Genomic DNA, 21,098 nt, shown 5'->3' on the forward strand with positions numbered 1-21,098 from the left:
GCGAAGGGCTTCCGGGCTTGAAGCTACAAGCTACAAGCTGCAAGACGGTGATGTCCAGCTTGCAGCTTGCAGCTTGTCGTTTGAAGCTTGCCGCTTTACAGAATGTAGCGAGACAGGTCTTCGTTCTGCGCCAATTCGCCCAGGTGGCTGTTGACGTAATCGGCATTGATCAGGATCGGCTTGTCCTCGTGGGTGCTGGCCAGATCGCCGGCGCTGAACGATACCTCTTCGAGCAGACGTTCGAGCAGGGTATGCAGGCGACGGGCACCGATGTTTTCGGTTTTCTCGTTGACTTGCCAGGCGATCTCGGCGAGACGCTTGATGCCGTCCGGCAGGAATTCGATGAGCAGGCCTTCGGTTTTCAGCAGTGCACAATATTGCTCGGTGAGCGATGCGTGCGGTTCGCTGAGGATGCGCTCGAAATCTTCCGGGCTCAGGGCCTTGAGTTCGACCCGAATCGGCAGGCGACCTTGCAGCTCCGGCACCAGATCGCTCGGCTTGCTCAGGTGGAACGCACCGGAGGCGATGAACAGAATGTGGTCAGTCTTGACCATGCCCAGTTTGGTGTTGACGGTGCAGCCTTCGATCAGTGGCAGCAAGTCGCGCTGTACGCCCTCGCGGGACACGTCGACGCCACCGGAATTGCCGCGTTTGGCGACCTTGTCGATTTCATCGATGAACACGATGCCGTGCTGCTCGACAGCTTCCAGGGCCTTGGCCTTCAATTCTTCTTCGTTGACCAGACGACCGGCTTCTTCGTCGCGTACCAGTTTCAGCGCTTCCTTGACCTTGAGCTTGCGACTCTTGCGCTTGCCCTTGCCCATGTTGGCGAACAGGCTCTGCAACTGATTGGTCATCTCTTCCATGCCCGGTGGTGCGGAGATATCGACGCCGGTCACTTCGGCCACTTCGATTTCGAGCTCCTTGTCATCCAGCTGCCCTTCGCGCAGGCGCTTGCGGAACAGTTGACGGGTGTTGGAATCCTGGGCCGGAGCGGCGTCCTCGTTGGTGAACCCCATGCGTGCCGGTGGCAGCAAAGCGTCGAGGATGCGTTCTTCGGCGGCGTCTTCGGCGCGGTGACGAACCTTGGTCATTTCCTGTTCGCGCAGCAACTTGATCGCAGCATCGGCCAGATCACGAATGATCGATTCGACGTCACGGCCAACGTAGCCCACTTCGGTGAACTTGGTCGCTTCGACTTTGATGAACGGCGCGTTGGCGAGCTTGGCCAGGCGACGGGCGATTTCGGTTTTACCGACACCGGTGGGGCCGATCATCAGGATGTTCTTGGGAGTGACTTCGACGCGCAGCTCTTCGGGCAGCTGCATCCGGCGCCAGCGGTTGCGCAGGGCGATGGCGACGGCGCGTTTGGCATCGTCCTGGCCGATGATATGGCGATTGAGTTCGTGGACGATTTCACGGGGGGTCATGGGCATAATAATTGGCGGTCCTCAAGCATAAATGAGCCGTGCAATGGCCTGCACAGGCTTACTCAGCGAGATCCTGCTCCTCGATGGTGATGTTGTGGTTGGTGAACACGCAGATGTCGCCAGCGATGCCCAAGGCGGTTTCGACGATTTCCCGGGCCGACAAATCGGTTTTCTTCAGCAGGGCGCTCGCGGCGGCCTGGGCGTAACCGCCGCCCGAACCCATGGCGATCAGGCCTTCTTCGGGCTCAACCACGTCACCGTTGCCGGTGATGATCAGGGAGGCATCTTTGTTGGCGACCGCAAGCATGGCTTCGAGGCGGCTCAGGGAGCGGTCGGTGCGCCATTCTTTGGCGAGTTCGACGGCGGCTCGAACCAGGTGGCCCTGATGTTTCTCCAGCTGGCCTTCGAAACGCTCGAAGAGGGTGAAGGCGTCAGCGGTGGCCCCGGCAAAACCGGCGATAACCTGGCCGTGATAGAGGCGGCGAACTTTCTTCGCGTTGCCTTTCATCACGGTATTACCGAGCGAAACCTGGCCGTCGCCGCCCATGACGACTTTGCCGTGGCGGCGAACTGAAACGATGGTGGTCAAGGGAGAGTCTCCACGCAGCGGGGCGAAAATGCCTTATCGCAACTCATATGGGGGTGGTGGAGCGTTTTTCAACTGTGGAGCGGGAGAGGGGACGAGCGGTGTAGGGCAGGGATGGGGGGTTGTCTGTTTGATCGTTCCCACGCTCTGCGTGGGAATGCCTCAAGGGACGCTCCGCGTTCCAGCTCTAGAAAGGGACGCGGAGCGTCCCGGGCTGCATTCCCACGCGGAGCGTGGGAACTATCATGAAGGGTTAACGACTTTGGCGTTGTTGTAACAACAAGTTGCTGAAGCCGCTGCCGGCCAGTTGCTTCTGGGCGGTAGTTAGCTGCTCGCGGTTGCTGAACGGGCCGACCAGCACTCGATACCAGGTCTCGTCTTTCACGGTGCCGGATTCAACCGCCACGGCCTGACCCAGCAGAATGATCTGCGCACGCACCTTGTCGGCATCGGCTTCCTTGCGGAACGAGCCGGCCTGCAGGAAGAACTTGGTCACCGGCGCAGCTTTTGCCACGGGCGGCGCTGGCGGCGGGGTAATGCCGGCCAACGCCGCTTGAGCCCGGGCCGTGTCGATCTTCGCCGCTTGCTCTGGCGTCACCGGCGTGGTGGGAATGGCCGGCACTTGTGGTGTCGGCAGGGTTTTTTCCGGTACGGCGTCCGGTGGCACGATCACTTCCGATTCCGGCAGCAAGGTGTAGAAGTCGTACTTCGGCTTCACCGGTTGCGTCGGGCTCGGCGGGGTCTTGTTGGCCTCGGCGATCTTGCTGGCTTTCTGCTGCTCGATCTTCTCGCGCTTGACGGTATCGCTGCCCTTGCCCGGCTCCAGCTTCATCAGGAACACAATGAACGCGCCGACCGTCAGGCCGATGGCCATCCACAGCCAGCCCGGGACCGGTTGCTTTGCAGGAGCTTGGTAACGGCTGGCGCCACGTTTGGGTGCAGGTTTTTTCTTGGCAGCCAACTTACATACGCTCCAGAGTTTCCAGACCCAAGAGTTCCAGGCCTTGCTTGAGAATGCGGCCGGTCAGTGCGGCGAGACGCAGGCGGCTCTGCATTTGCGCCGGTGTGTCGGCCCCAAGGATCGGGCAGTTCTCGTAGAAACTGGAGAACAGGCCGGCAACATCGTACAGGTAGGTACAGAGAATGTGCGGCGTGCCTTTGTCGGACACGTTGTTCAGTATTTCGCCGAATTGCGCCAGTTTCGCGGCCAGTTCAAGTTCGTGCGGCGCTTCAAGGACGATCTGTCCTTCGACTTCGCTGAAGTCCTTGCCAAGTTTGCGGAATACGCCGGCCACCCGGGTGTAGGCGTAGAGCAGGTATGGCGCGGTGTTGCCTTCGAAGTTCAGCATCAGGTCGAAGTTGAAGCTGTAGTCGCTGGTGCGGTGCTTGGACAGGTCGGCGTATTTCACGGCGCCAATGCCCACGACCCTGGCGATATTGCGCAATTCGTCTTCGGCAAGCGTCGGGTTCTTTTCTTTTACCAGCGTGTAGGCGCGCTCCTGGGCTTCGGTCAGCAGGTCGATCAGCTTCACGGTGCCGCCATCGCGGGTCTTGAACGGACGGCCGTCGGCGCCGTTCATGGTGCCGAAGCCCATGTGCTCCATTTCCATCGGATGGGTCACGAAGCCGGCCAGACGCGCGACCTGGAACACTTGCTGGAAGTGCAGGGCCTGGCGCTGGTCGACGAAGTACAGCGCGCGATCGGCCTTCAACACACCGCTACGATAACGCACGGCCGCCAGGTCGGTGGTGGCGTAAAGATAACCGCCGTCAGCCTTGACGATGATCACCGGCAGCGGGTCGCCGTCGGCGTTCTTGAACTCGTCGAGGAACACGCATTGAGCGCCGTTGCTCTCGACCAGCAGGCCAGCGGCCTTGAGGTCGTTGACCACGTTGATCAGGTCGTCGTTGTAGGCACTTTCGCCCATCACGTCGGCCATGGTCAGTTTGACGTTCAGCAGTTCGTAGATTTTCTGGCAGTGCGACAGCGAGATGTCTTTGAACTTGGTCCACAGCGCCAGGCAGTCCGGGTCGCCGGCTTGCAGCTTGACCACCAGGCCACGGGCGCGATCGGCGAACTCTGCGGATTCGTCGAAGCGTTGCTTGGCGGCGCGGTAGAAGTTTTCCAGGTCCGACAGCTCGTCGCTGGTGATCGGGTTTTCTTGCAAGTACGCCATCAGCATGCCGAACTGGGTGCCCCAGTCGCCAACGTGGTTCTGGCGGATCACTTCGTCGCCGAGAAACTCCAGAACCCGGGCCACGCCGTCGCCGATGATGGTCGAGCGCAAGTGGCCGACGTGCATCTCTTTGGCCAGGTTGGGGGCCGACAGGTCGACCACAGTGCGCTGCACCGGGCCGGCCTTGCGTACGCCGATGTGGTCGTCGGCGAGCGCCGCGTCCAGGCGGGTCGCCAGGGCTTGAGTGTTCTGGAAGAAGTTCAGGAAGCCAGGGCCGGCGATTTCGGTCTTGGAGACGTTCTCGTCAGCCGGCAGCGCGGCGATGATTTTCTCGGCCAGGTCACGGGGCTTCATGCCCGCTGGTTTGGCCAGCATCATGGCGATGTTGCTGGCGAAGTCGCCGTTTTTCTTGTCGCGGGAGTTTTCCACCTGGATCGCCGGCGACAGGCCTTCAGGCAACACACCTTCGTTGACGAGTTGGGTGATGGCTTGTTGGATCAGCTGGCGAATGGTGTCTTTCATGGTCTTCTCTTTCGACCGCTAGCGCGGCGGCGCTTCGATGCGCTGGTGGAAAAACTGGGCATTATCCGTTGCGAAGACGGGCTTGCCAACTATAGCGGGCAGGTTATGGATATGTGGTGACAAATCGACCGCCTTCGCGGGCAAGCCTCGCTCCTACAATCTTTTGATCGGCGCACTGCCCTGTAGGAGCGAGGCTTGCCCGCGAAGGCCATCTTCCAATCAATACAAATCGACCGGATCGACATCCAAGGACCAGCGCACCGCCCGCCCACTCGGCATCTGCTCCAACACCAGCAACCAACTGCTCAGCAATCGATGCAGCGGCGCCCGGGCCGTGGCTTGCAGCAATAACTGTGCACGGTATCGCCCGGCTCGGCGTTCCATCGGTGCCGGCACCGGCCCCAGCAACTCGATTCCGCTCAGATTCTGCTCGGCCAGCAAACGCTCGGCCTCGCTGCACGCTTCATCGAGGAAGCCTTCGGCCTGCCCCGGTTTATGCGCTTCGGCCCGCAGCAGCGCAAGATGCGCAAACGGTGGAAGGCCGGCGCCCCGGCGTTCGCTCAATGCCTGTTCGGCAAAGGCGAAATAGCCCTGTTCGGTCAATTGCACCAGCAGTGGATGGTCTGCCAGATGCGTCTGAATGATCACTTTGCCCGGCTCTTCGGCCCGCCCCGCGCGTCCTGCGACCTGGACGATCAACTGCGCCATGCGTTCGCTGGCGCGGAAATCGCCGGAGAACAGTCCGCCGTCGGCATCGAGAATCGACACCAGGGTCACCCGTGGAAAGTGGTGCCCTTTGGCAAGCATCTGTGTGCCGACCAGAATGCACGGCTGGCCCTTCTGGATGGTGGCGAACAATTGATTCATCGCATCTTTGCGTGAAGTGCTGTCGCGGTCGACCCGCAGCACCGGGACGTCCGGAAACAGAATCCCCAGGCGTTCTTCGGCGCGCTCGGTGCCGGCGCCCACGGGCCGCAAATCGACCTTGCCGCACTTCGGGCAATGGCGGGGCACGCGTTCAACGTAGCCACAATGGTGGCAACGCAGTTCGCCGGAGCGCTGGTGCACGGTCATTCGCGCGTCGCAGCGCTGGCATTCAGACATCCAGCCGCAGTCGTGGCAGAGCAGCGTCGGGGCGAACCCCCGGCGGTTGAGGAACACCAGCACCTGCTGGCCGGCGGCCAGGGTTTGAGCGATGGCTTGCTGCATTGGCCCGGAAATGCCGCTGTCCAGCGGACGACTTTTCACGTCCAGGCGCAGAAAGCGCGGTTGTTGGGCTCCACCGGCCCGCCCATTCAGGCGTAAGAGGCCGTAACGACCGGTGTAGGCGTTTTGCAGGCTTTCCAGTGACGGTGTAGCGGACCCGAGCACGATCGGGATGTTTTCCTGCCGGGCGCGGACCAGTGCCAGGTCGCGGGCGTGGTAGCGCAGGCCTTCCTGCTGTTTATAAGAGCCGTCGTGCTCTTCATCGATGATGATCAGACCGGGGTTTTTCATCGGCGTGAACAGTGCCGAACGGGTACCGATAATAATGTCGGCCTCGCCATCCCGTGCCGCCAGCCAGGCTTCCAGACGTTCGCGGTCATTGACCGCGGAGTGGATCAGCGCAATGCGCGCATTGAAGCGCTGCTCGAAACGCGCCAGGGTTTGCGGGCCGAGGTTGATCTCCGGGATCAGCACCAAGGCTTGTTTGCCAGCCTCGAGGGTTTCGCGGATCAGTTGCAAATAGACTTCGGTCTTGCCGCTGCCGGTGACGCCGGCCAGCAGAAACGCGTGATAGCTGTCGAACCCGGTACGAATCGCTTCATAAGCGGCACGCTGCTCCGGGTTGAGCGGTAGTTCCGGTTGGGCCAGCCAGTGTTCATGGCGCACGCCGGGTGCGTGTTTGCGGATTTCAACTTGCACCAGCTCCTTGGCCAGCAACAGATCGAGGCTGTCCTTGCTCAGCATCAGTTTGCTCAGCAACTGATGAGCGACGCCATGGGGATGCTGGGCCAGGGTCGCCAGGGCTTCACGCTGTCGTGGTGCGCGGGCGATGCGCGGATCATCGAGGCTGGCGCCAGGCGCGGCGGACCAAAAGCGCTCCTGGCGAGCTTCGGCCAGTTCACCCTGACGCAACAATACTGGCAGCGCCCAGCTCAAGGTGTCGCCGAGGCTGTGCTGGTAATACTGAGAGGTCCACAGGCACAGCTTGAACAGCGCGGGCGGCAAGGGCGGCGTGGCGTCGAGTAGCGCAAGGGCCGGTTTGAGTTTTTCAGTCGGCACTTCGCTGGTGTCGGTGACCTCCACCAGAATCCCGATCATCTCGCGCCGACCGAACGGCACCCGCAAGCGCATGCCCGGATGTAGCTGGGCGCGCAGGACTCCGGCTGGCGCGCGGTAGTCGAACAGGCGGCGCAGAGGCGAAGGCAGGGCGAGGCGCAGAATGGCGTTGGGCACGCAGGGAGTCTCTCTGGGCGGGCAGTAAGAAAGGCTGAGCGCAATCCCTGTGGGAGCGGCTTGCCCGCGAAGAGGCCTATGCAGCCGGCATCTTCATTGGCTGTCAGGACGCTTTCGCGGGCAAGTCCGCTCCCACAGGTTTGCGTGCAGATGATCAGCATTTGGGGCGCGAGCCTAGCAGACGGTCGGTGTAAGGGACAGCTTGCGTGATTGCAAAGGTCTGGTAGAATCCGCGGCCTAATTACGTGCGGTATTCAACAATGGTGTTGAGTGGCGGCACGCTAGCCTGAGGAATACATCATGAAAGCCGATATCCATCCAACATACGAAATCACCGCAGTTACCTGCAGCTGTGGCAACAAGTTCGAAACTCGTTCGAACCTGGCCAAGCCTCTGGCGATCGACGTATGCAACGAGTGCCACCCGTTCTACACCGGTAAGCAGAAGACTCTGGATACTGGCGGTCGTGTACAGCGCTTCGCAGACCGTTTCGGCGCTTTCGGCAAGAAAGCTCCTGCTGCAGAGTAAGGTTGAAAGGCCCGGTGGGCTTTTCCTTGCTGATGAAAAAGGCGTCCCTCGCGGGCGCCTTTTTTGTGTCCGCGATTTGGCTTTCCGGTGCCCAGGCCTTCTGCCCGACACCGAGCGGACTCACGTCAGTCACGGTGCAACGCGTGGTGGATGGCGACACCTTGCGTCTGAGCGATGGCCGCAGTGTGCGCATGATCGGTTTGAATACGCCGGAGCTGGGCAAGCAAGGTCGCTCCGACGAACCGTTCGCCGTGGCTGCGCGCAAACGTCTTGAAGCTCTGGTGGCTGCGAGCAACGGACAGGTCGGTTTGTTACCGGGTAAGGAAAGCAAGGACCATTACGGCCGCACCCTGGCTCATGTCTACAGTGTCGATGGGGCTAATCTCGAAGCGCAGATGCTCGCCGAGGGTCTCGGTTTTCAGGTGGCGGTGGCACCGAACGTCGATTTGGTCGCCTGCCAGCAAGCGGCCGAACGCAGCGCTCGTCGGGCCGGTCTCGGGCTGTGGCGACAATCACCTGTATTGAAAGCGGAGCAGATCAGCGCGTCCGGTTTCGCCATGCTCAGTGGTCGTGTGAGCAAGGTTCAGCGCAATCGCGGCGGGGTTTGGATCGAGTTGCAGGATTCGGTTGTATTGCGGGTTGCACCCAATGTGCTGGATCGATTCGATGTCGCATCGCTTGAAAAGCTCAAAGGCAAGCAAATCGAGGCTCGTGGCTGGGTAGTGGATCGTTCGCGCCGTGGCGGGTTGAAACCGGGGCAGGCGCGCTGGCTTCTGCCGCTGACCGATCGAGCGATGTTGCAGGCAGCACCGTAAGAACAAACTGTAGACATTTTTTCTGCTGATTGTGAACAGTCTATCCCTTGTGTTCCGTGGCTCTTGGCCCAAAGTCGTAGGGCCGGGCGCTTGACAGGGGTGACTGGTCAGTCTTGTGAGGACTTTGCGAGGCGAGTATCCTCGGCGGTCCGTCTGTCCAACAGTAAAAAGCGGAATGCCCCTATGTCTGATCTGAAAACTGCCGCTCTCGAATATCACGCCCATCCCCGTCCAGGGAAGCTGAGTGTCGAGCTCACCAAGGCCACCGCTACCGCCCGCGATCTGTCGCTGGCCTACAGCCCCGGCGTAGCCGAACCAGTACGCGAAATCGCCCGCGATCCTGAACTGGCCTACAAGTACACCGGCAAGGGCAACCTGGTTGCAGTCATTTCCGATGGCACCGCTATTCTCGGCCTGGGTAACCTTGGCCCATTGGCTTCCAAGCCTGTCATGGAAGGTAAGGGCGTGCTGTTCAAGCGCTTCGCCGGCATTGACGTATTCGACATCGAAGTCGACTCCGAAAGCCCGCAAGCCTTCATCGACACCGTCAAGCGCATCTCCATTACCTTCGGTGGCATCAACCTGGAAGACATCAAGGCGCCTGAGTGCTTTGAGATCGAGCGCGCTCTGATCGAGCAGTGCGACATTCCGGTATTCCACGATGACCAGCACGGCACCGCAATCGTTACTGCGGCCGGCATGATCAACGCCCTGGAAATCGCTGGCAAAACCCTGGCTGACGCCAAAATCGTCTGCCTGGGTGCCGGTGCTGCCGCCATCTCCTGCATGAAATTGCTGGTGAGCATGGGCGCCAACATCGAAAACATCTACATGGTCGACCGTACCGGCGTGATCCACTCCGGCCGTGACGATCTGAACCAGTACAAGGCTGTGTTCGCTCACGCGACCGAGAAGCGCACCCTGGCTGACGCACTGGAAGGTGCCGATGTGTTCGTTGGCTTGTCCGGCCCGAACCTGCTCAGTGCTGAAGGCCTGAAATCCATGGCGGCCAACCCGATCGTGTTCGCGTGCTCGAACCCGGATCCGGAAATCTCCCCGGAACTGGCTCACGCCACCCGTAACGACGTGATCATGGCCACCGGCCGTTCGGACTACCCGAACCAGGTCAACAACGTACTGGGCTTCCCGTTCATCTTCCGTGGTGCCCTGGACGTTCGCGCCAAGCGCATCAACGAAGAAATGAAAGTGGCTGCCGCCAACGCCCTGCGTGAACTGGCCAAGCTGCCAGTGCCTCAGGAAGTGTGCGACGCCTACGGCGGCATCAAACTGGAATTCGGTCGCGAGTACATCATTCCGAAACCAATGGATGCCCGTCTGATCACCCTGATCTCCGATGCCGTGGCCAAGGCTGCGATCGAGACCGGTGTGGCGACCCTGCCGTATCCGAAGAACTACCCGCTGAAAAGCGTGGATGACGTGTTCAACGGATAAAAGCAGCCGCCCATAAAAAAACCCAGCCAAGTGCTGGGTTTTTTTATGGGGCTCAAGCTGCAAGTTAAAAGCGAAGGGTGGCTTCTTCTTGTGGCTTGCAGCTTGAAGCTCGCAGCTGCTCCTCTAGAACAAATCGATCGGCGCTGCCTCATCGGCTGGCAGCGGGCTGCCCGGCACAATGCCGTTGCTCAGCTCGTTAACCGACGGTGGTGTGTCTTCGGCCTTGAACAGCTCGAAATAGGCGCCTGGCGTGCTTGGGGTGGCCGCACGGCCGCTGATCGGGTCGACACGCAGGCTGAGAATGCCTTCGGGTTCCGCTTGGGTGTGGGGCGGTTTGTCTTTGAGGGCCGCCGCCATGTAGTTCATCCAGATCGGCAAGGCAACGGTACCGCCGAACTCGCGCTTGCCCAGGCTTTCCGGCTGATCGAAGCCGGTCCAGACAGTGGTCACGTAATCGGCGTTGTAGCCGGAGAACCAGGCGTCCTTGGATTCGTTGGTGGTGCCGGTCTTGCCCGCGATGTCGCTGCGACCCAAGGCCAGCGCACGGCGACCGGTGCCGAGTTTGATCACATCCTCAAGCATGCTGTTGAGGATGTAAGTGGTGCGCCCATCGATGATGCGCTCGGCCACGGCCGGCGTTTGTGGCATGGGCTGGGTGCTCGGTGCTTCGCCTGGGGTAGCGTTGATCGTGAAGGTGTCAGAGGCCGGCATGGCAATGCCGTCGCTGGCTACGGTGCCTTTCGGAACGCTCGGCGGGTTGGCAACGAATAGCGTGTCGCCGTTGCGGCTTTCGATCCGTTCGATGATGTATGGGGTGATCTTGTAGCCGCCATTGGCGAAGGTGGCCCAGCCGGTGGCGATTTCCATTGGCGTCAGGGTCGCTGTGCCCAGGGCCAGGGACAGGTTGCGCGGCAGGTCCTGTTTGTTGAAGCCGAACTTGCTGATGTAGTCGATGGTGCGGTCGACACCCAGCGCTTGCAGCAGGCGGATCGATACCAGGTTGCGCGACTTGTAGAGCGCTTCACGCATGCGGATCGGGCCGAGGAAGGTATTGGTGTCGTTCTTCGGGCGCCAGACTTTGTCCAGGTACTCGTCGACGAACACGATCGGTGCGTCGTTCACCAGGCTGGCGGCGGTATAGCCGTTGTCCAGGGCGGCGCTGTAAACGAACGGCTTGAAGCTCGAGCCCGGCTGACGCTTGGCCTGCATGGCGCGGTTGTAATTGCTCTGCTCGAAGGCGAAACCGCCGACCAGCGAACGAATGGCACCGTTCTGCGGGTCGAGGGAAACCAGCGCGCCTTGAGCCTGCGGAATCTGGCTGAATTTGAGCGAACCGTCTGGCTGACGCTGCACGCGAATCAGATCACCGACCTGCGCGACGTCCGATGGCTGCTTCGGATTGGCGCCCATGCTGTTGGTGTTCAGGAACGGACGAGCCCACTTCATGGTTTCCCAGGCGACGTGCTCTTCGCCGGTACCCGTGCGGGTCAATACCTGTACGCCGTTCTTGTCGACCTGGGTCACGATCGCCGGTTCCAGGCCGCTGATGATTCGCTGTTTGGTCAACTCCTGAGCCCAGGCCTCTCGGGTTTTACCCGGCAGGCGTGACTCGGGGCCGCGATAACCGTGTCGCTGGTCATAGGTCATCAAGCCTTCGTGAACCGCGGTATTGGCCATCTCCTGCAAATTGCTCGGCACCGTGGTGGTGACACGGAAACCTTCGGTGTACGCATCGCTGCCATAGCGGCCGACCATTTCGGCCCGGGCCATTTCGGCGACGTATGGCGCGTTCACTTCGGGAGTCGGTACATGGTAGCTGGCGTTCAGCGGCTCATTGATCGCAGTGATGTAGTCGGCTTCGGTGATTTTGCCGAGCTTGTACATGCGCCCCAGGATCCAGTCGCGACGCTCTTTGCTGCGGGTCGGGTTGGCCAGCGGGTTGAAGCGCGACGGAGCTTTTGGCAGGCCGGCGATCATCGCCATCTGCGCCAGGCTCACGTCACGAATCGACTTGCCGTAATAAACCTGCGCCGCTGCTTCGATGCCGTAGGCGCGGTTGCCCAGATAGATCTTGTTGACGTACAGCTCGAGGATCTCGTCCTTGGTCAACTGTCGTTCGATCTGCAGGGCCAGGAGGATTTCGGTGGTTTTGCGCGAGAAGCTGCGTTCGCTGGTCAGGAAAAAGTTCTTCGCTACCTGCATGGTGATGGTGCTGCCGCCGGACTGAATGTGTCCGCTCTTTACCAGTTGGGTGGCGGCACGCATCAGGCTGCTGGGGTCGACGCCATAGTGGTTGGCGAAATTGTCGTCTTCAGCACTTAGTAACGCATTAATGAAATTGGGGGGAATGTCGGCGAAACGGATTGGCGTACGGCGCATTTCGCCAAATTCTGCGATCAATTTGTTGTCGCTGCTGTACACCCGCAAAGGAATCTGCAACTGAATGCTTCTCAGCGCCTCCACAGATGGCAATCCAGGGCTAAGGTAAAGAAAAGCGCCGCTCAGACCCAGGAGCAGCCCGCAGAAAACGGCGACGATGGACCAACCGAAAAATTTCAGCAGACGAATCAAGGCTTTTGGATATCCAGGGTAAAGAATGAATTAGGCATCAGGGGTTCAGGCTATACACAGAATGACCCGCGCTTGCAGTGAAAGCGGAAAAAACGCTCCGCATTATAAGCATTTTTCCGTCGGGAGGCGTCATTTGCGCTTCTGTCAAGACGGAGGGTATTGAACGCAATGGATATTACAGAGTCCGTAACTCACGGATAGTCATAGGGAATTGGTAGTGCTAGGACTCTTCAATAAAAAAGCCAATACGCTTCTGGGGATCGACATCAGCTCCACGTCGGTGAAGCTACTGGAGCTAAGTCGTCAAGGCGACCGGTATCGGGTCGAGGCCTATGCGGTCGAGCCGCTGCCTGCCAGCGCCGTGGTCGAGAAAAATATCGCCGAACTCGAAGGGGTGGGGCAGGCGCTTGCGCGGGTGTTATCCAAGGCCAAGACCAGCCTCAGGAACGTGGCCGTCGCTGTGGCCGGTTCAGCGGTCATCACCAAGACCATCGAGATGGACGCCGGTCTTTCCGATGACGAGATGGAAAACCAGCTGAAGATCGAGGCCGATCAGTACATTCCTTATCCTCTGGATGAAGTGGCGATCGATTTCGAAGTGCAAGGCGTGTCGGCGCGCAACCCCGAGCGGGTCAATGTGCTGCTGGCGGCGTGTCGCAAGGAAAACGTCGAGGTGCGTGAGGCGGCCCTGGCTCTGGCCGGGCTGACCGCGCGCGTGGTCGACGTCGAAGCTTATGCCCTGGAGCGATCGTTCGGCCTGCTGGCCACCCAGTTGGCCGCCTCTCAGGAGCGCCTCACCGTGGCGGTGGTCGATATCGGCGCCACCATGACCACCCTGAGCGTGTTGCACAACGGGCGGATCATCTACACCCGCGAACAATTGTTCGGCGGGCGTCAACTGACGGAAGAGATTCAGCGTCGTTATGGCTTGACGGTCGAACAGGCGGGGTTGGCGAAGAAGCAGGGTGGTTTGCCGGACGATTACGTCAGCGAGGTCTTGCAGCCGTTTCGTGATGCGTTGGTGCAACAAGTGTCGCGTTCACTGCAGTTTTTCTTTGCCTCTGGCCAGTACAACTCGGTCGACCATATCCTCCTGGCCGGCGGCACCGCCTCGGTCCCCGGGCTGGAGCGATTGATCGAGCAACGCCTGGGTACGCCGACCCAGGTCGCCAACCCTTTCTCCGACATGACCCTGAGCAGCAAGGTTAACGCCGGTGCTCTGGCGAGCGATGCTCCGGCACTGATGATCGCTTGCGGGCTGGCCCTCAGGAGCTTCGACTGATGGCGCGGATCAATCTTTTACCCTGGCGTGAAGAGTTGCGCGAAGGGCGGCGCAAACGCTTTTTACTGGCGTTGGTCAGTGTGCTGTTGGGCTCGGTGGCAGCGCTGCTGATTGCGGATCAGGTCATTAACAACGCCATTAACCGGCAAGTCGCCCGTAACGATTACATCGGCAAGCAGATTGCCGTGGTCGACGAGCGAATCAAGCAGATCAGCGATCTGAAGGCCCGCCGACAGCAACTCGTGGAGCGCATGCGCATTATTCAGGACTTGCAAGGCAACCGGCCGATCAGCGGGAGGATTTTCGATCAATTGGCGCGCACCTTGCCGGACGGGGTTTATTTCACCGAGGTGCAAATGGTCGGCAAAACCGTGTCCATCACCGGCGCGGCGGAATCCAACAACCGGGTTTCGGATCTGATGCGCAATCTTGATGCCTCCGATTGGTTCGATGCGCCCAACCTCACGGAAGTCAAAGCGACCACCGCCGGTCAGCTGGATCAGGCCAATGTTTTTCAGTTGACCGTCCGTCAGACCCAGCCCGCGATTGTGGGGGGCGCCAAATGAAACCGTCCGAATGGTTCGAAGGGTTGCGCCAGATCGACATCAACGATCTGGACACCAGCAACATGGGTTCCTGGCCACCGGCGATCAAGCTCCTGGCGAGTGTCCTGCTGATGGTCCTGATGCTAACCCTGGGCTACAGCGTCTTGATCAGTGACCTGCAAAACCACCTGGAACTCAGGCGCGAGGAAGAATCGACGCTCAGGGAGCAATTCGCGACCAAAGCCCATATGGCGGCGAACCTGGAGCTGTATACCCAGCAGATGAAGGAAATGGAGAACTCCTTCGGCATGCTTTTGCGGCAATTGCCCAGCGACACCGAAGTGCCCGGCCTGCTTGAGGACATCACCCGCACCGGCCTGGGCAGCGGCCTGGACTTCGAAGAAATCAAGCTGCTCCCGGAGGTTACCCAGCAGTTCTACATCGAGCTCCCTATTCAGATCACCGTCACCGGCGCTTATCACGACCTGGCCACTTTTGTCAGCGGCGTGGCCGGGTTGCCACGGATCGTTACCCTGCATGACTTCGACCTGGTGCCGGCCAATCCCGATGGCGGTCCGAAGTTGCGCATGAGCATTCTTGCCAAGACCTATCGCTACAACGACAAGGGGTTGCAGAAATGAGCCCGATTCGTTGCCTGTCGATGGTTATGTGCCTGCTCATCCTGGCCGGTTGTGGTGGCGACAACGATTTCAGCGATTTGGACGCCTACCTGAACGAAGTGCGTCTGCGTGCCCCCGGCAAAATCGAACCAACGCCGACATTCCGGTCTTACCCGACATTCACCTATAACGCTGCCAACCTGCGTAGCCCGTTCTCCCGACAGGTCAGAGTCGATCTGGCCGGTCAGAAGCACGGCTCGCGCAACGTCAAACCCGACCCCCACCGGGTCAAGCAGTACCTCGAAGGTTTTAACATCGAACAGTTTGAAATGGTCGGCACGCTCTCCAATGCAACCGGCTTCTTTGCGCTGTTGCGCGGGGCGGGCGGCGTGCATCGGCTGAAAGTCGGCGATTACCTGGGGCGTAACGATGGGCGGATCGTCGCCATCAGCGGTTCACAAGTCGACGTGGTCGAAATCGTTCCTGACGGCGAAGGTGCCTGGCTGGAACGGCCGCGGACCATCCCTTTGAAAGAGCACTCATAGTGGAACTCGAATAATGAACAGGATTTTATCAACCTTCGGTATTTCGCTATGGATAGCGATTCTGTCGCCGATGGTACTGGCGGCCAACCTCAAAGCGCTGGATGTCGCCGCGCTGCCCGGCGACCGTGTCGAGTTGAAGTTATCGTTCGATGGGCCACCACCCCAGCCCCGCGGTTACACGACAGAGCAGCCTGCGCGGATTGCGCTGGACCTGCCTGGGGTCACCAGTCAGCTGGCGAACAAGAATCGGGATCTGGGTGGCGGTAATGCCCGCAGCGCCACGGTCGTGGAGGCCAAGGACCGTACGCGGCTGATCATCAACCTGACTCAAATGACGCCGTACAACACCCGCGTCGAAGGCAACAGTTTGTTCGTGATTGTCGGGCAAGGGGCTAGTGGCAAGGTGCCCAAACCGACCGCCAGCGCACCGCGTGCAGCCACTGCAACGCCAGCGCCTGCCAGGGTCAATGCACCCGTGGGCAAAGCCATCCGGGGCGTGGATTTCCAGCGCGGCACCCAAGGCGAGGGCAACGTGGTCATCGATCTGTCGGATCCCTCCATCGCGCCGGACATCCAGGAGCGCGATGGCAAAATCATCGTCGGTTTCACCAAGACCCAGCTGCCTGAACGGTTGCGCGTACGCCTCGACGTCAAGGATTTCGCCACACCGGTGCAGTTCGTCAACGCCAGCGCAACGGGCGATCGGGCCATCATCAGCATCGAGCCCAGCGGTGCTTTCGATTATTCGACCTATCAGACCGACAACAAACTGACCGTCAGCATCCGGCCGATGACTGTCGATGATCTGCAAAAGCGCAACGCCGAACGCTTTGCCTACACAGGCGAAAAACTCTCGCTGAATTTTCAGGACATCGATGTGCGATCGGTGCTGCAACTGATCGCTGATTTCACCAACCTCAATCTGGTGGCCAGCGACACGGTACAGGGTGGCATCACGTTGCGTTTGCAGAATGTGCCATGGGATCAGGCGCTGGATCTGGTGCTGAAAACCAAAGGGCTGGATAAGCGCAAGATCGGTAACGTGCTGCTGGTGGCGCCGGCCGATGAAATCGCTGCCCGAGAACGTCAAGAGCTGGAGTCGCAGAAGCAGATCTCCGAACTGGCGCCTCTGCGTCGCGAGCTGTTGCAAGTCAACTACGCCAAAGCCGCCGAGATCGCCAAGCTGTTCCAGTCGGTGACCAGCACCGAGGCGAAAATCGACGAGCGAGGATCAATCACTGTCGATGAACGAACCAACAATATCATTGCTTACCAGACCCAGGACCGACTCGACGAGCTGCGTCGCATCGTTGCGCAACTGGATATTCCGGTGCGTCAAGTGATGATCGAGGCCCGTATCGTCGAGGCCAATGTCGATTACGACAAAAGCCTTGGCGTGCGCTGGGGCGGTTCGGTGCGCAAAGGTAACTGGAACACCTCGGGGGTCAACGGCTCTTCGACCACAATCGGTACGCCGGGCAGCATCAGTACCAACTCGCCGTTCGTCGATCTGGGGGCCTCTGCCAATACCTCGGGGATCGGTATCGCGTTCATTACCGACAATGTGCTGCTGGACCTTGAGCTTTCGGCCATGGAGAAAACCGGCAACGGGGAAATCGTCTCGCAGCCCAAGGTGGTCACGTCCGACAAGGAAACCGCGAAAATCCTCAAGGGCACCGAGATTCCCTATCAGGAAGCCAGTTCCAGCGGCGCTACCTCGGTGTCATTCAAGGAGGCTTCGCTATCCCTGGAAGTGACCCCGCAGATCACGCCGGACAACCGAATCATCATGGAGGTCAAGGTCACCAAGGACGAACCGGATTACTTGAACAAAGTGCAGGATGTGCCGCCGATCAAGAAAAACGAGGTCAACGCCAAGGTGTTGGTTAACGACGGCGAGACCATCGTCATCGGTGGGGTTTTCTCAAATACTCAGAGCAAGGTTGTAGATAAGGTGCCATTTCTCGGTGATGTGCCGTATCTTGGCCGCCTTTTCCGGCGTGACGTGGTTTCGGAGAAAAAATCCGAGCTGCTGGTATTTCTCACTCCGCGTATCATGAACAATCAGGCGATTGCTGTGAGTCATTGATTCTGTGCGAAATTTGATTCTTGTTGGACCGATGGGGGCTGGAAAAAGCACCATCGGCCGGTTGCTGGCCAAAGAGCTGCGCCTGCCATTCAAAGATTCCGATAAGGAAATTGAATTGCGCACGGGCGCCAATATCCCGTGGATTTTCGATAAGGAAGGCGAACCGGGCTTTCGTGACCGCGAGCAGGCGATGATCGCCGAGCTGTGTGCGTGCGACGGTGTGGTATTGGCGACCGGAGGCGGTGCGGTGATGCGCGAAGCCAATCGCCGGGCGCTGCACGCCGGTGGTCGGGTGGTCTATCTGCATGCGTCGGTCGAGCAGCAGGTCGGCCGGACGGCTCGCGATCGCAATCGGCCACTGCTGCGCACCGCCGACCCGGCGAAAACCCTGCGGGACTTGCTGGCCATCCGTGATCCGCTGTACCGGGAGATCGCCGACCTGGTGGTTGAAACCGATGAGCGGCCACCGCGGATGGTGGTGCTCGACATCCTCGAACGCTTGCAGCAACTACCGCCACGTTAATGCGCGGCGCGAAATGCGCTATTCTCGGCGTCCTGACGCAGCCGCTCCAGGTTGTGGCGGTTGGCTACCGAATGGCGTCACACCAGCAGACGCCATGGAATTCGTAAACTTTAGGCAGGATGCCTGATTCCATTTCACTGTGGGGACACATGCAGACACTCAAGGTCGATCTAGGCGAGCGCAGCTACCCGATTCATATTGGCGAAGGTTTGTTGGATCAGCCTGAGCTACTGGCCCCGCATATCCGCGGGCGGCAGGTGGCGATCATCTCCAATGAGACCGTGGCGCCGCTCTACCTGGAGCGTCTGACCCGCAGCCTCGCGCAGTTCTCGGTGATTTCGGTGGTGCTGCCCGACGGCGAAGCCTTCAAGACCTGGGAAACCCTGCAACTGATTTTCGACGGCCTGCTGAGCGCACGGCACGATCGCCGCACCACGATAATCGCCCTGGGTGGCGGCGTGATTGGCGACATGGCCGGATTTGCGGCGGCCTGCTACCAGCGTGGCGTCGATTTCATCCAGATACCCACCACGTTGTTGTCCCAAGTCGATTCTTCGGTGGGCGGCAAGACCGGGATCAATCACCCGCTGGGCAAGAACATGGTCGGCGCCTTCTATCAGCCCAACGTGGTACTGATCGATACCGCCACTCTCAATACTCTGCCGCCCCGCGAACTGTCTGCCGGTTTGGCGGAAGTCATCAAATACGGGCTGATCTGCGACGAGCCATTCCTGACCTGGCTCGAAGAGAACGTCGATCGCCTGCGAGCGCTGGACCAGACTGCCCTGACTTACGCCATCGAACGCTCCTGCGCGGCCAAGGCTGCGGTGGTCGGTGCCGACGAAAAAGAGACGGGCGTACGCGCCACGTTGAACCTGGGCCATACCTTCGGCCACGCGATCGAAACTCACATGGGCTATGGTGTCTGGCTTCATGGTGAGGCAGTCGCTGCTGGCACCGTAATGGCTTTGGAAATGTCCGCACGCCTGGGCTGGATCAGCGAACAGGAGCGTGATCGCGGTATTCGTCTGTTCCAGCGGGCCGGCCTGCCGGTCATCCCGCCGCAAGAGATGAGCGAAGCCGATTTTCTCGAACACATGGCGATTGACAAGAAAGTGATCGACGGTCGTTTGCGCCTGGTGCTGCTGCGCCACATGGGCGAAGCGGTGGTGACCGACGATTATCCGAAAGAGGTTTTACAGGCCACGCTGGGAGCGGATTACCGCGCCCTGGCTCAGCTTAAAGGTTAATAAGATTCCGATGACTAGTTTGCATGCCGACGAGGCTTTCCTCGGCCATTACCAGTTAAGTCATGACCCTTTCGCTCCACGGGTGCCTGGCTTCAAATTTTTCCCGGCCCAGCGCAAACCGGTGCTGGGGCAACTGCATCATCTGGCCCGTTACAGCCAGTTGCTGCTGGTGGTTACCGGCCCTCAAGGCAGCGGCAAAACCCTGTTGCGTCAGGCCCTGGTGGCCAGCACCAACAAACAGTCAGTGCAGAGCGTGGTGGTTTCCGCCCGTGGTGCCGGCGATGCAGCGGGTGTGCTGCATCAGGTGGCTCAGACGCTGAATGTCGAACAGGCCGAAATCGGCGCCATCCTCGCGCAGGTGGTACAGCTTGCCCTCACGGGGCAGGAAGTCTATTTGCTGGTGGATGATGCCGAGCAACTCGATGAATCCGCGCTGGAAGCCTTGCTGGCTTTGGCCGCGGGTGCACCGGAGGGTCGCCCCCACGTGTTCCTGTTCGGCGAGTCCTCGCTGATCGCCCAGCTTGATGCGCTGAGCCTTGAGGAAGAGCGTTTCCACGTCATCGAATTGCAGCCTTACACCGAGGAAGAAACCCGCGAATATCTGGATCAGCGTCTTGAGGGCGCTGGCCGTGGTATCGAACTTTTCACCGCGGATCAGATCTCTGATATTCACGAAAGCTCCGACGGTTGGCCTGGCAATATCAATCAGGTCGCCCGCGATGCAATGATCGAAGCCATGATTGCCAGCCGCTCAGCGGTGAAGCGTCCAAGTATGGGGTTCAACATGCCGAAGAAACACGTATTGGCGATTTCCGCCGTAGTCGTGGTCGCGGTAGCCGCCGCCTGGTTGATGCCGGGTCGCAGCAAAGCACCGACCACCGGCGCGCCTGCCAATGAGCAGGCGCAACTGCCATTGGGCCAGGGCGCGCCACAACCTGACAGCAGTGGCGCTCCCGCCGTAGAGTTCGCCGGTAATTCACAACCGATGCCATTGCCTTTGGTCGGCAATTCGCAGCCGGTGATGCGTGGTCCGCTGGCCGAAGCGGCCGGTGGTATCACCGAAGGCGACGACGGTGTGCCGGTTGAAGGTTCCAGCGCTACGCCGCCGACCGTGACCACGACTGCACCGCCTGCGGGCATCCAGCCAGGCCCGGCGCCAACCCCGGCGCCGACTCCAATACCGGCCCCCAAGCCGGCGCCTGCGCCGACTCAGGTCGCTGCAGCCAAGCCAGCGCCTGCACCTGTTGCCAAACCGGCTCCAGCGCCCGCCAAGCCGGCTGTGGCCGTCAAACCTGCCGAGAAGCCAGTCACCGTGGCCAAGGCCGCCGGTGGCAGCTGGTACGCCGGCCAGGCGCCGGGTAACTACGTGGTGCAGATCCTTGGCACCAGCTCCGAATCGGCCGCGCAAAGCTTCGTCAAGGAGCAGGGCGGTGAGTACCGTTATTTCAAGAAAGTACTCAACGGCAAGCCGCTTTATGTCATCACCTACGGTAGCTTCGCCAACCGCGATGCAGCCGTTACCGCCATCAAGGCCTTGCCAGCGAAGGTTCAGGCTGGTAAACCTTGGCCTCGCACTGTCGCCAGCGTCCAACAGGAACTGGCAACAACTCGCTGAAGATTCGGCGGCCTTACCCAGGCCGCCTCTCCAAGCACCTCAAAATTTCTACACGTGCATGCCGCCTCTACAGGTCGCGTGCCTTGTGGTGTCTGCGTCATAGTGGTCT

The 21,098-nt window shown here is 60.2% G+C and carries 17 protein-coding genes; 11 read left to right on the forward strand and 6 right to left on the reverse strand.

Annotated elements, in window-relative coordinates; translation table 11 throughout:
* Positions 1-95 precede the first annotated feature (95 nt).
* The 5 genes from hslU to FHW68_RS15230 form a co-directional block, all read right to left on the reverse strand.
* Positions 96-1,436, reverse strand: a complete 1,341-nt coding sequence (gene hslU / locus FHW68_RS15210) for an ATP-dependent protease ATPase subunit HslU (protein WP_095633465.1) — start codon at positions 1,434-1,436, stop codon at positions 96-98.
* Positions 1,437-1,488: 52 nt separating this feature from the next.
* Positions 1,489-2,019: an ATP-dependent protease subunit HslV gene (hslV, locus tag FHW68_RS15215; protein WP_007936812.1), complete on the reverse strand. Its 531-nt coding sequence runs from the start codon at positions 2,017-2,019 to the stop codon at positions 1,489-1,491.
* Positions 2,020-2,269: 250 nt separating this feature from the next.
* On the reverse strand, positions 2,270-2,977 hold the full coding sequence (locus FHW68_RS15220; protein ID WP_095633467.1) for an SPOR domain-containing protein: 708 nt from the start codon (positions 2,975-2,977) through the stop codon (positions 2,270-2,272).
* A 1-nt stretch (position 2,978) separates the two neighbouring features.
* The gene (gene argS / locus FHW68_RS15225; protein ID WP_183681086.1) at positions 2,979-4,715 is read right to left on the reverse strand and encodes an arginine--tRNA ligase; all 1,737 of its coding nucleotides are present in this window, start codon (positions 4,713-4,715) and stop codon (positions 2,979-2,981) included.
* Between the two features lie 219 nt (positions 4,716-4,934).
* Positions 4,935-7,154 (reverse strand): primosomal protein N', encoded by a 2,220-nt coding sequence (locus FHW68_RS15230; RefSeq protein WP_183681088.1) that lies wholly within the window; start codon positions 7,152-7,154, stop codon positions 4,935-4,937.
* A gap of 300 nt (positions 7,155-7,454) precedes the next feature.
* Between FHW68_RS15230 and rpmE the strand changes: the two genes are divergently transcribed.
* The 3 genes from rpmE (at position 7,455) to FHW68_RS15245 (ending at position 9,949) form a co-directional block, all read left to right on the forward strand.
* The gene (gene rpmE, locus FHW68_RS15235) at positions 7,455-7,682 is read left to right on the forward strand and encodes a 50S ribosomal protein L31 (RefSeq protein ID WP_095633470.1); all 228 of its coding nucleotides are present in this window, start codon (positions 7,455-7,457) and stop codon (positions 7,680-7,682) included.
* A 26-nt stretch (positions 7,683-7,708) separates the two neighbouring features.
* A complete protein-coding gene (locus FHW68_RS15240; RefSeq protein ID WP_095633522.1) occupies positions 7,709-8,497 on the forward strand; it encodes a thermonuclease family protein in 789 nt (262 codons plus the stop codon).
* Between the two features lie 183 nt (positions 8,498-8,680).
* Positions 8,681-9,949: a malic enzyme-like NAD(P)-binding protein gene (locus tag FHW68_RS15245; RefSeq protein WP_007899225.1), complete on the forward strand. Its 1,269-nt coding sequence runs from the start codon at positions 8,681-8,683 to the stop codon at positions 9,947-9,949.
* A 123-nt stretch (positions 9,950-10,072) separates the two neighbouring features.
* Here the strand turns inward: FHW68_RS15245 and FHW68_RS15250 are convergent, their stop codons facing one another.
* Positions 10,073-12,517, reverse strand: a complete 2,445-nt coding sequence (locus tag FHW68_RS15250; RefSeq protein ID WP_371916219.1) for a penicillin-binding protein 1A — start codon at positions 12,515-12,517, stop codon at positions 10,073-10,075.
* 220 nt (positions 12,518-12,737) lie between these two features.
* On the opposite strand from FHW68_RS15250, the gene FHW68_RS15255 reads away from it, so the two are divergent.
* The 8 genes from FHW68_RS15255 to FHW68_RS15290 all read left to right on the forward strand — a co-directional run bounded on the left by FHW68_RS15255 (position 12,738) and on the right by FHW68_RS15290 (position 20,989).
* Entirely contained in the window at positions 12,738-13,802 is a 1,065-nt protein-coding gene (locus FHW68_RS15255; RefSeq protein ID WP_183681090.1) for a pilus assembly protein PilM, read from the forward strand.
* Positions 13,802-14,368, forward strand: coding sequence for a PilN domain-containing protein (locus FHW68_RS15260; RefSeq protein ID WP_095633473.1), 567 nt, complete (start codon positions 13,802-13,804; stop codon positions 14,366-14,368). The genes FHW68_RS15255 and FHW68_RS15260 overlap by 1 nt, the downstream gene beginning before the upstream one ends.
* On the forward strand, positions 14,365-14,988 hold the full coding sequence (gene pilO / locus FHW68_RS15265) for a type 4a pilus biogenesis protein PilO (protein ID WP_183681092.1): 624 nt from the start codon (positions 14,365-14,367) through the stop codon (positions 14,986-14,988). The genes FHW68_RS15260 and pilO overlap by 4 nt, the downstream gene beginning before the upstream one ends.
* Entirely contained in the window at positions 14,985-15,512 is a 528-nt protein-coding gene (locus FHW68_RS15270) for a pilus assembly protein PilP (RefSeq protein ID WP_095633475.1), read from the forward strand. The genes pilO and FHW68_RS15270 overlap by 4 nt, the downstream gene beginning before the upstream one ends.
* A gap of 13 nt (positions 15,513-15,525) precedes the next feature.
* Positions 15,526-17,601 (forward strand): type IV pilus secretin PilQ, encoded by a 2,076-nt coding sequence (gene pilQ, locus FHW68_RS15275; RefSeq protein WP_183681094.1) that lies wholly within the window; start codon positions 15,526-15,528, stop codon positions 17,599-17,601.
* A gap of 4 nt (positions 17,602-17,605) precedes the next feature.
* The gene (gene aroK, locus FHW68_RS15280; protein ID WP_032830073.1) at positions 17,606-18,124 is read left to right on the forward strand and encodes a shikimate kinase AroK; all 519 of its coding nucleotides are present in this window, start codon (positions 17,606-17,608) and stop codon (positions 18,122-18,124) included.
* Positions 18,125-18,273: 149 nt separating this feature from the next.
* The gene (aroB, locus tag FHW68_RS15285) at positions 18,274-19,374 is read left to right on the forward strand and encodes a 3-dehydroquinate synthase (RefSeq protein WP_095633477.1); all 1,101 of its coding nucleotides are present in this window, start codon (positions 18,274-18,276) and stop codon (positions 19,372-19,374) included.
* Between the two features lie 10 nt (positions 19,375-19,384).
* Entirely contained in the window at positions 19,385-20,989 is a 1,605-nt protein-coding gene (locus tag FHW68_RS15290) for an AAA family ATPase (RefSeq protein ID WP_095633478.1), read from the forward strand.
* Positions 20,990-21,098: the final 109 nt, after the last annotated feature.

It is taken from the genome of Pseudomonas sp. Tn43, assembly GCF_014192635.1.
Classification (GTDB): Bacteria; Pseudomonadota; Gammaproteobacteria; order Pseudomonadales; family Pseudomonadaceae; genus Aquipseudomonas.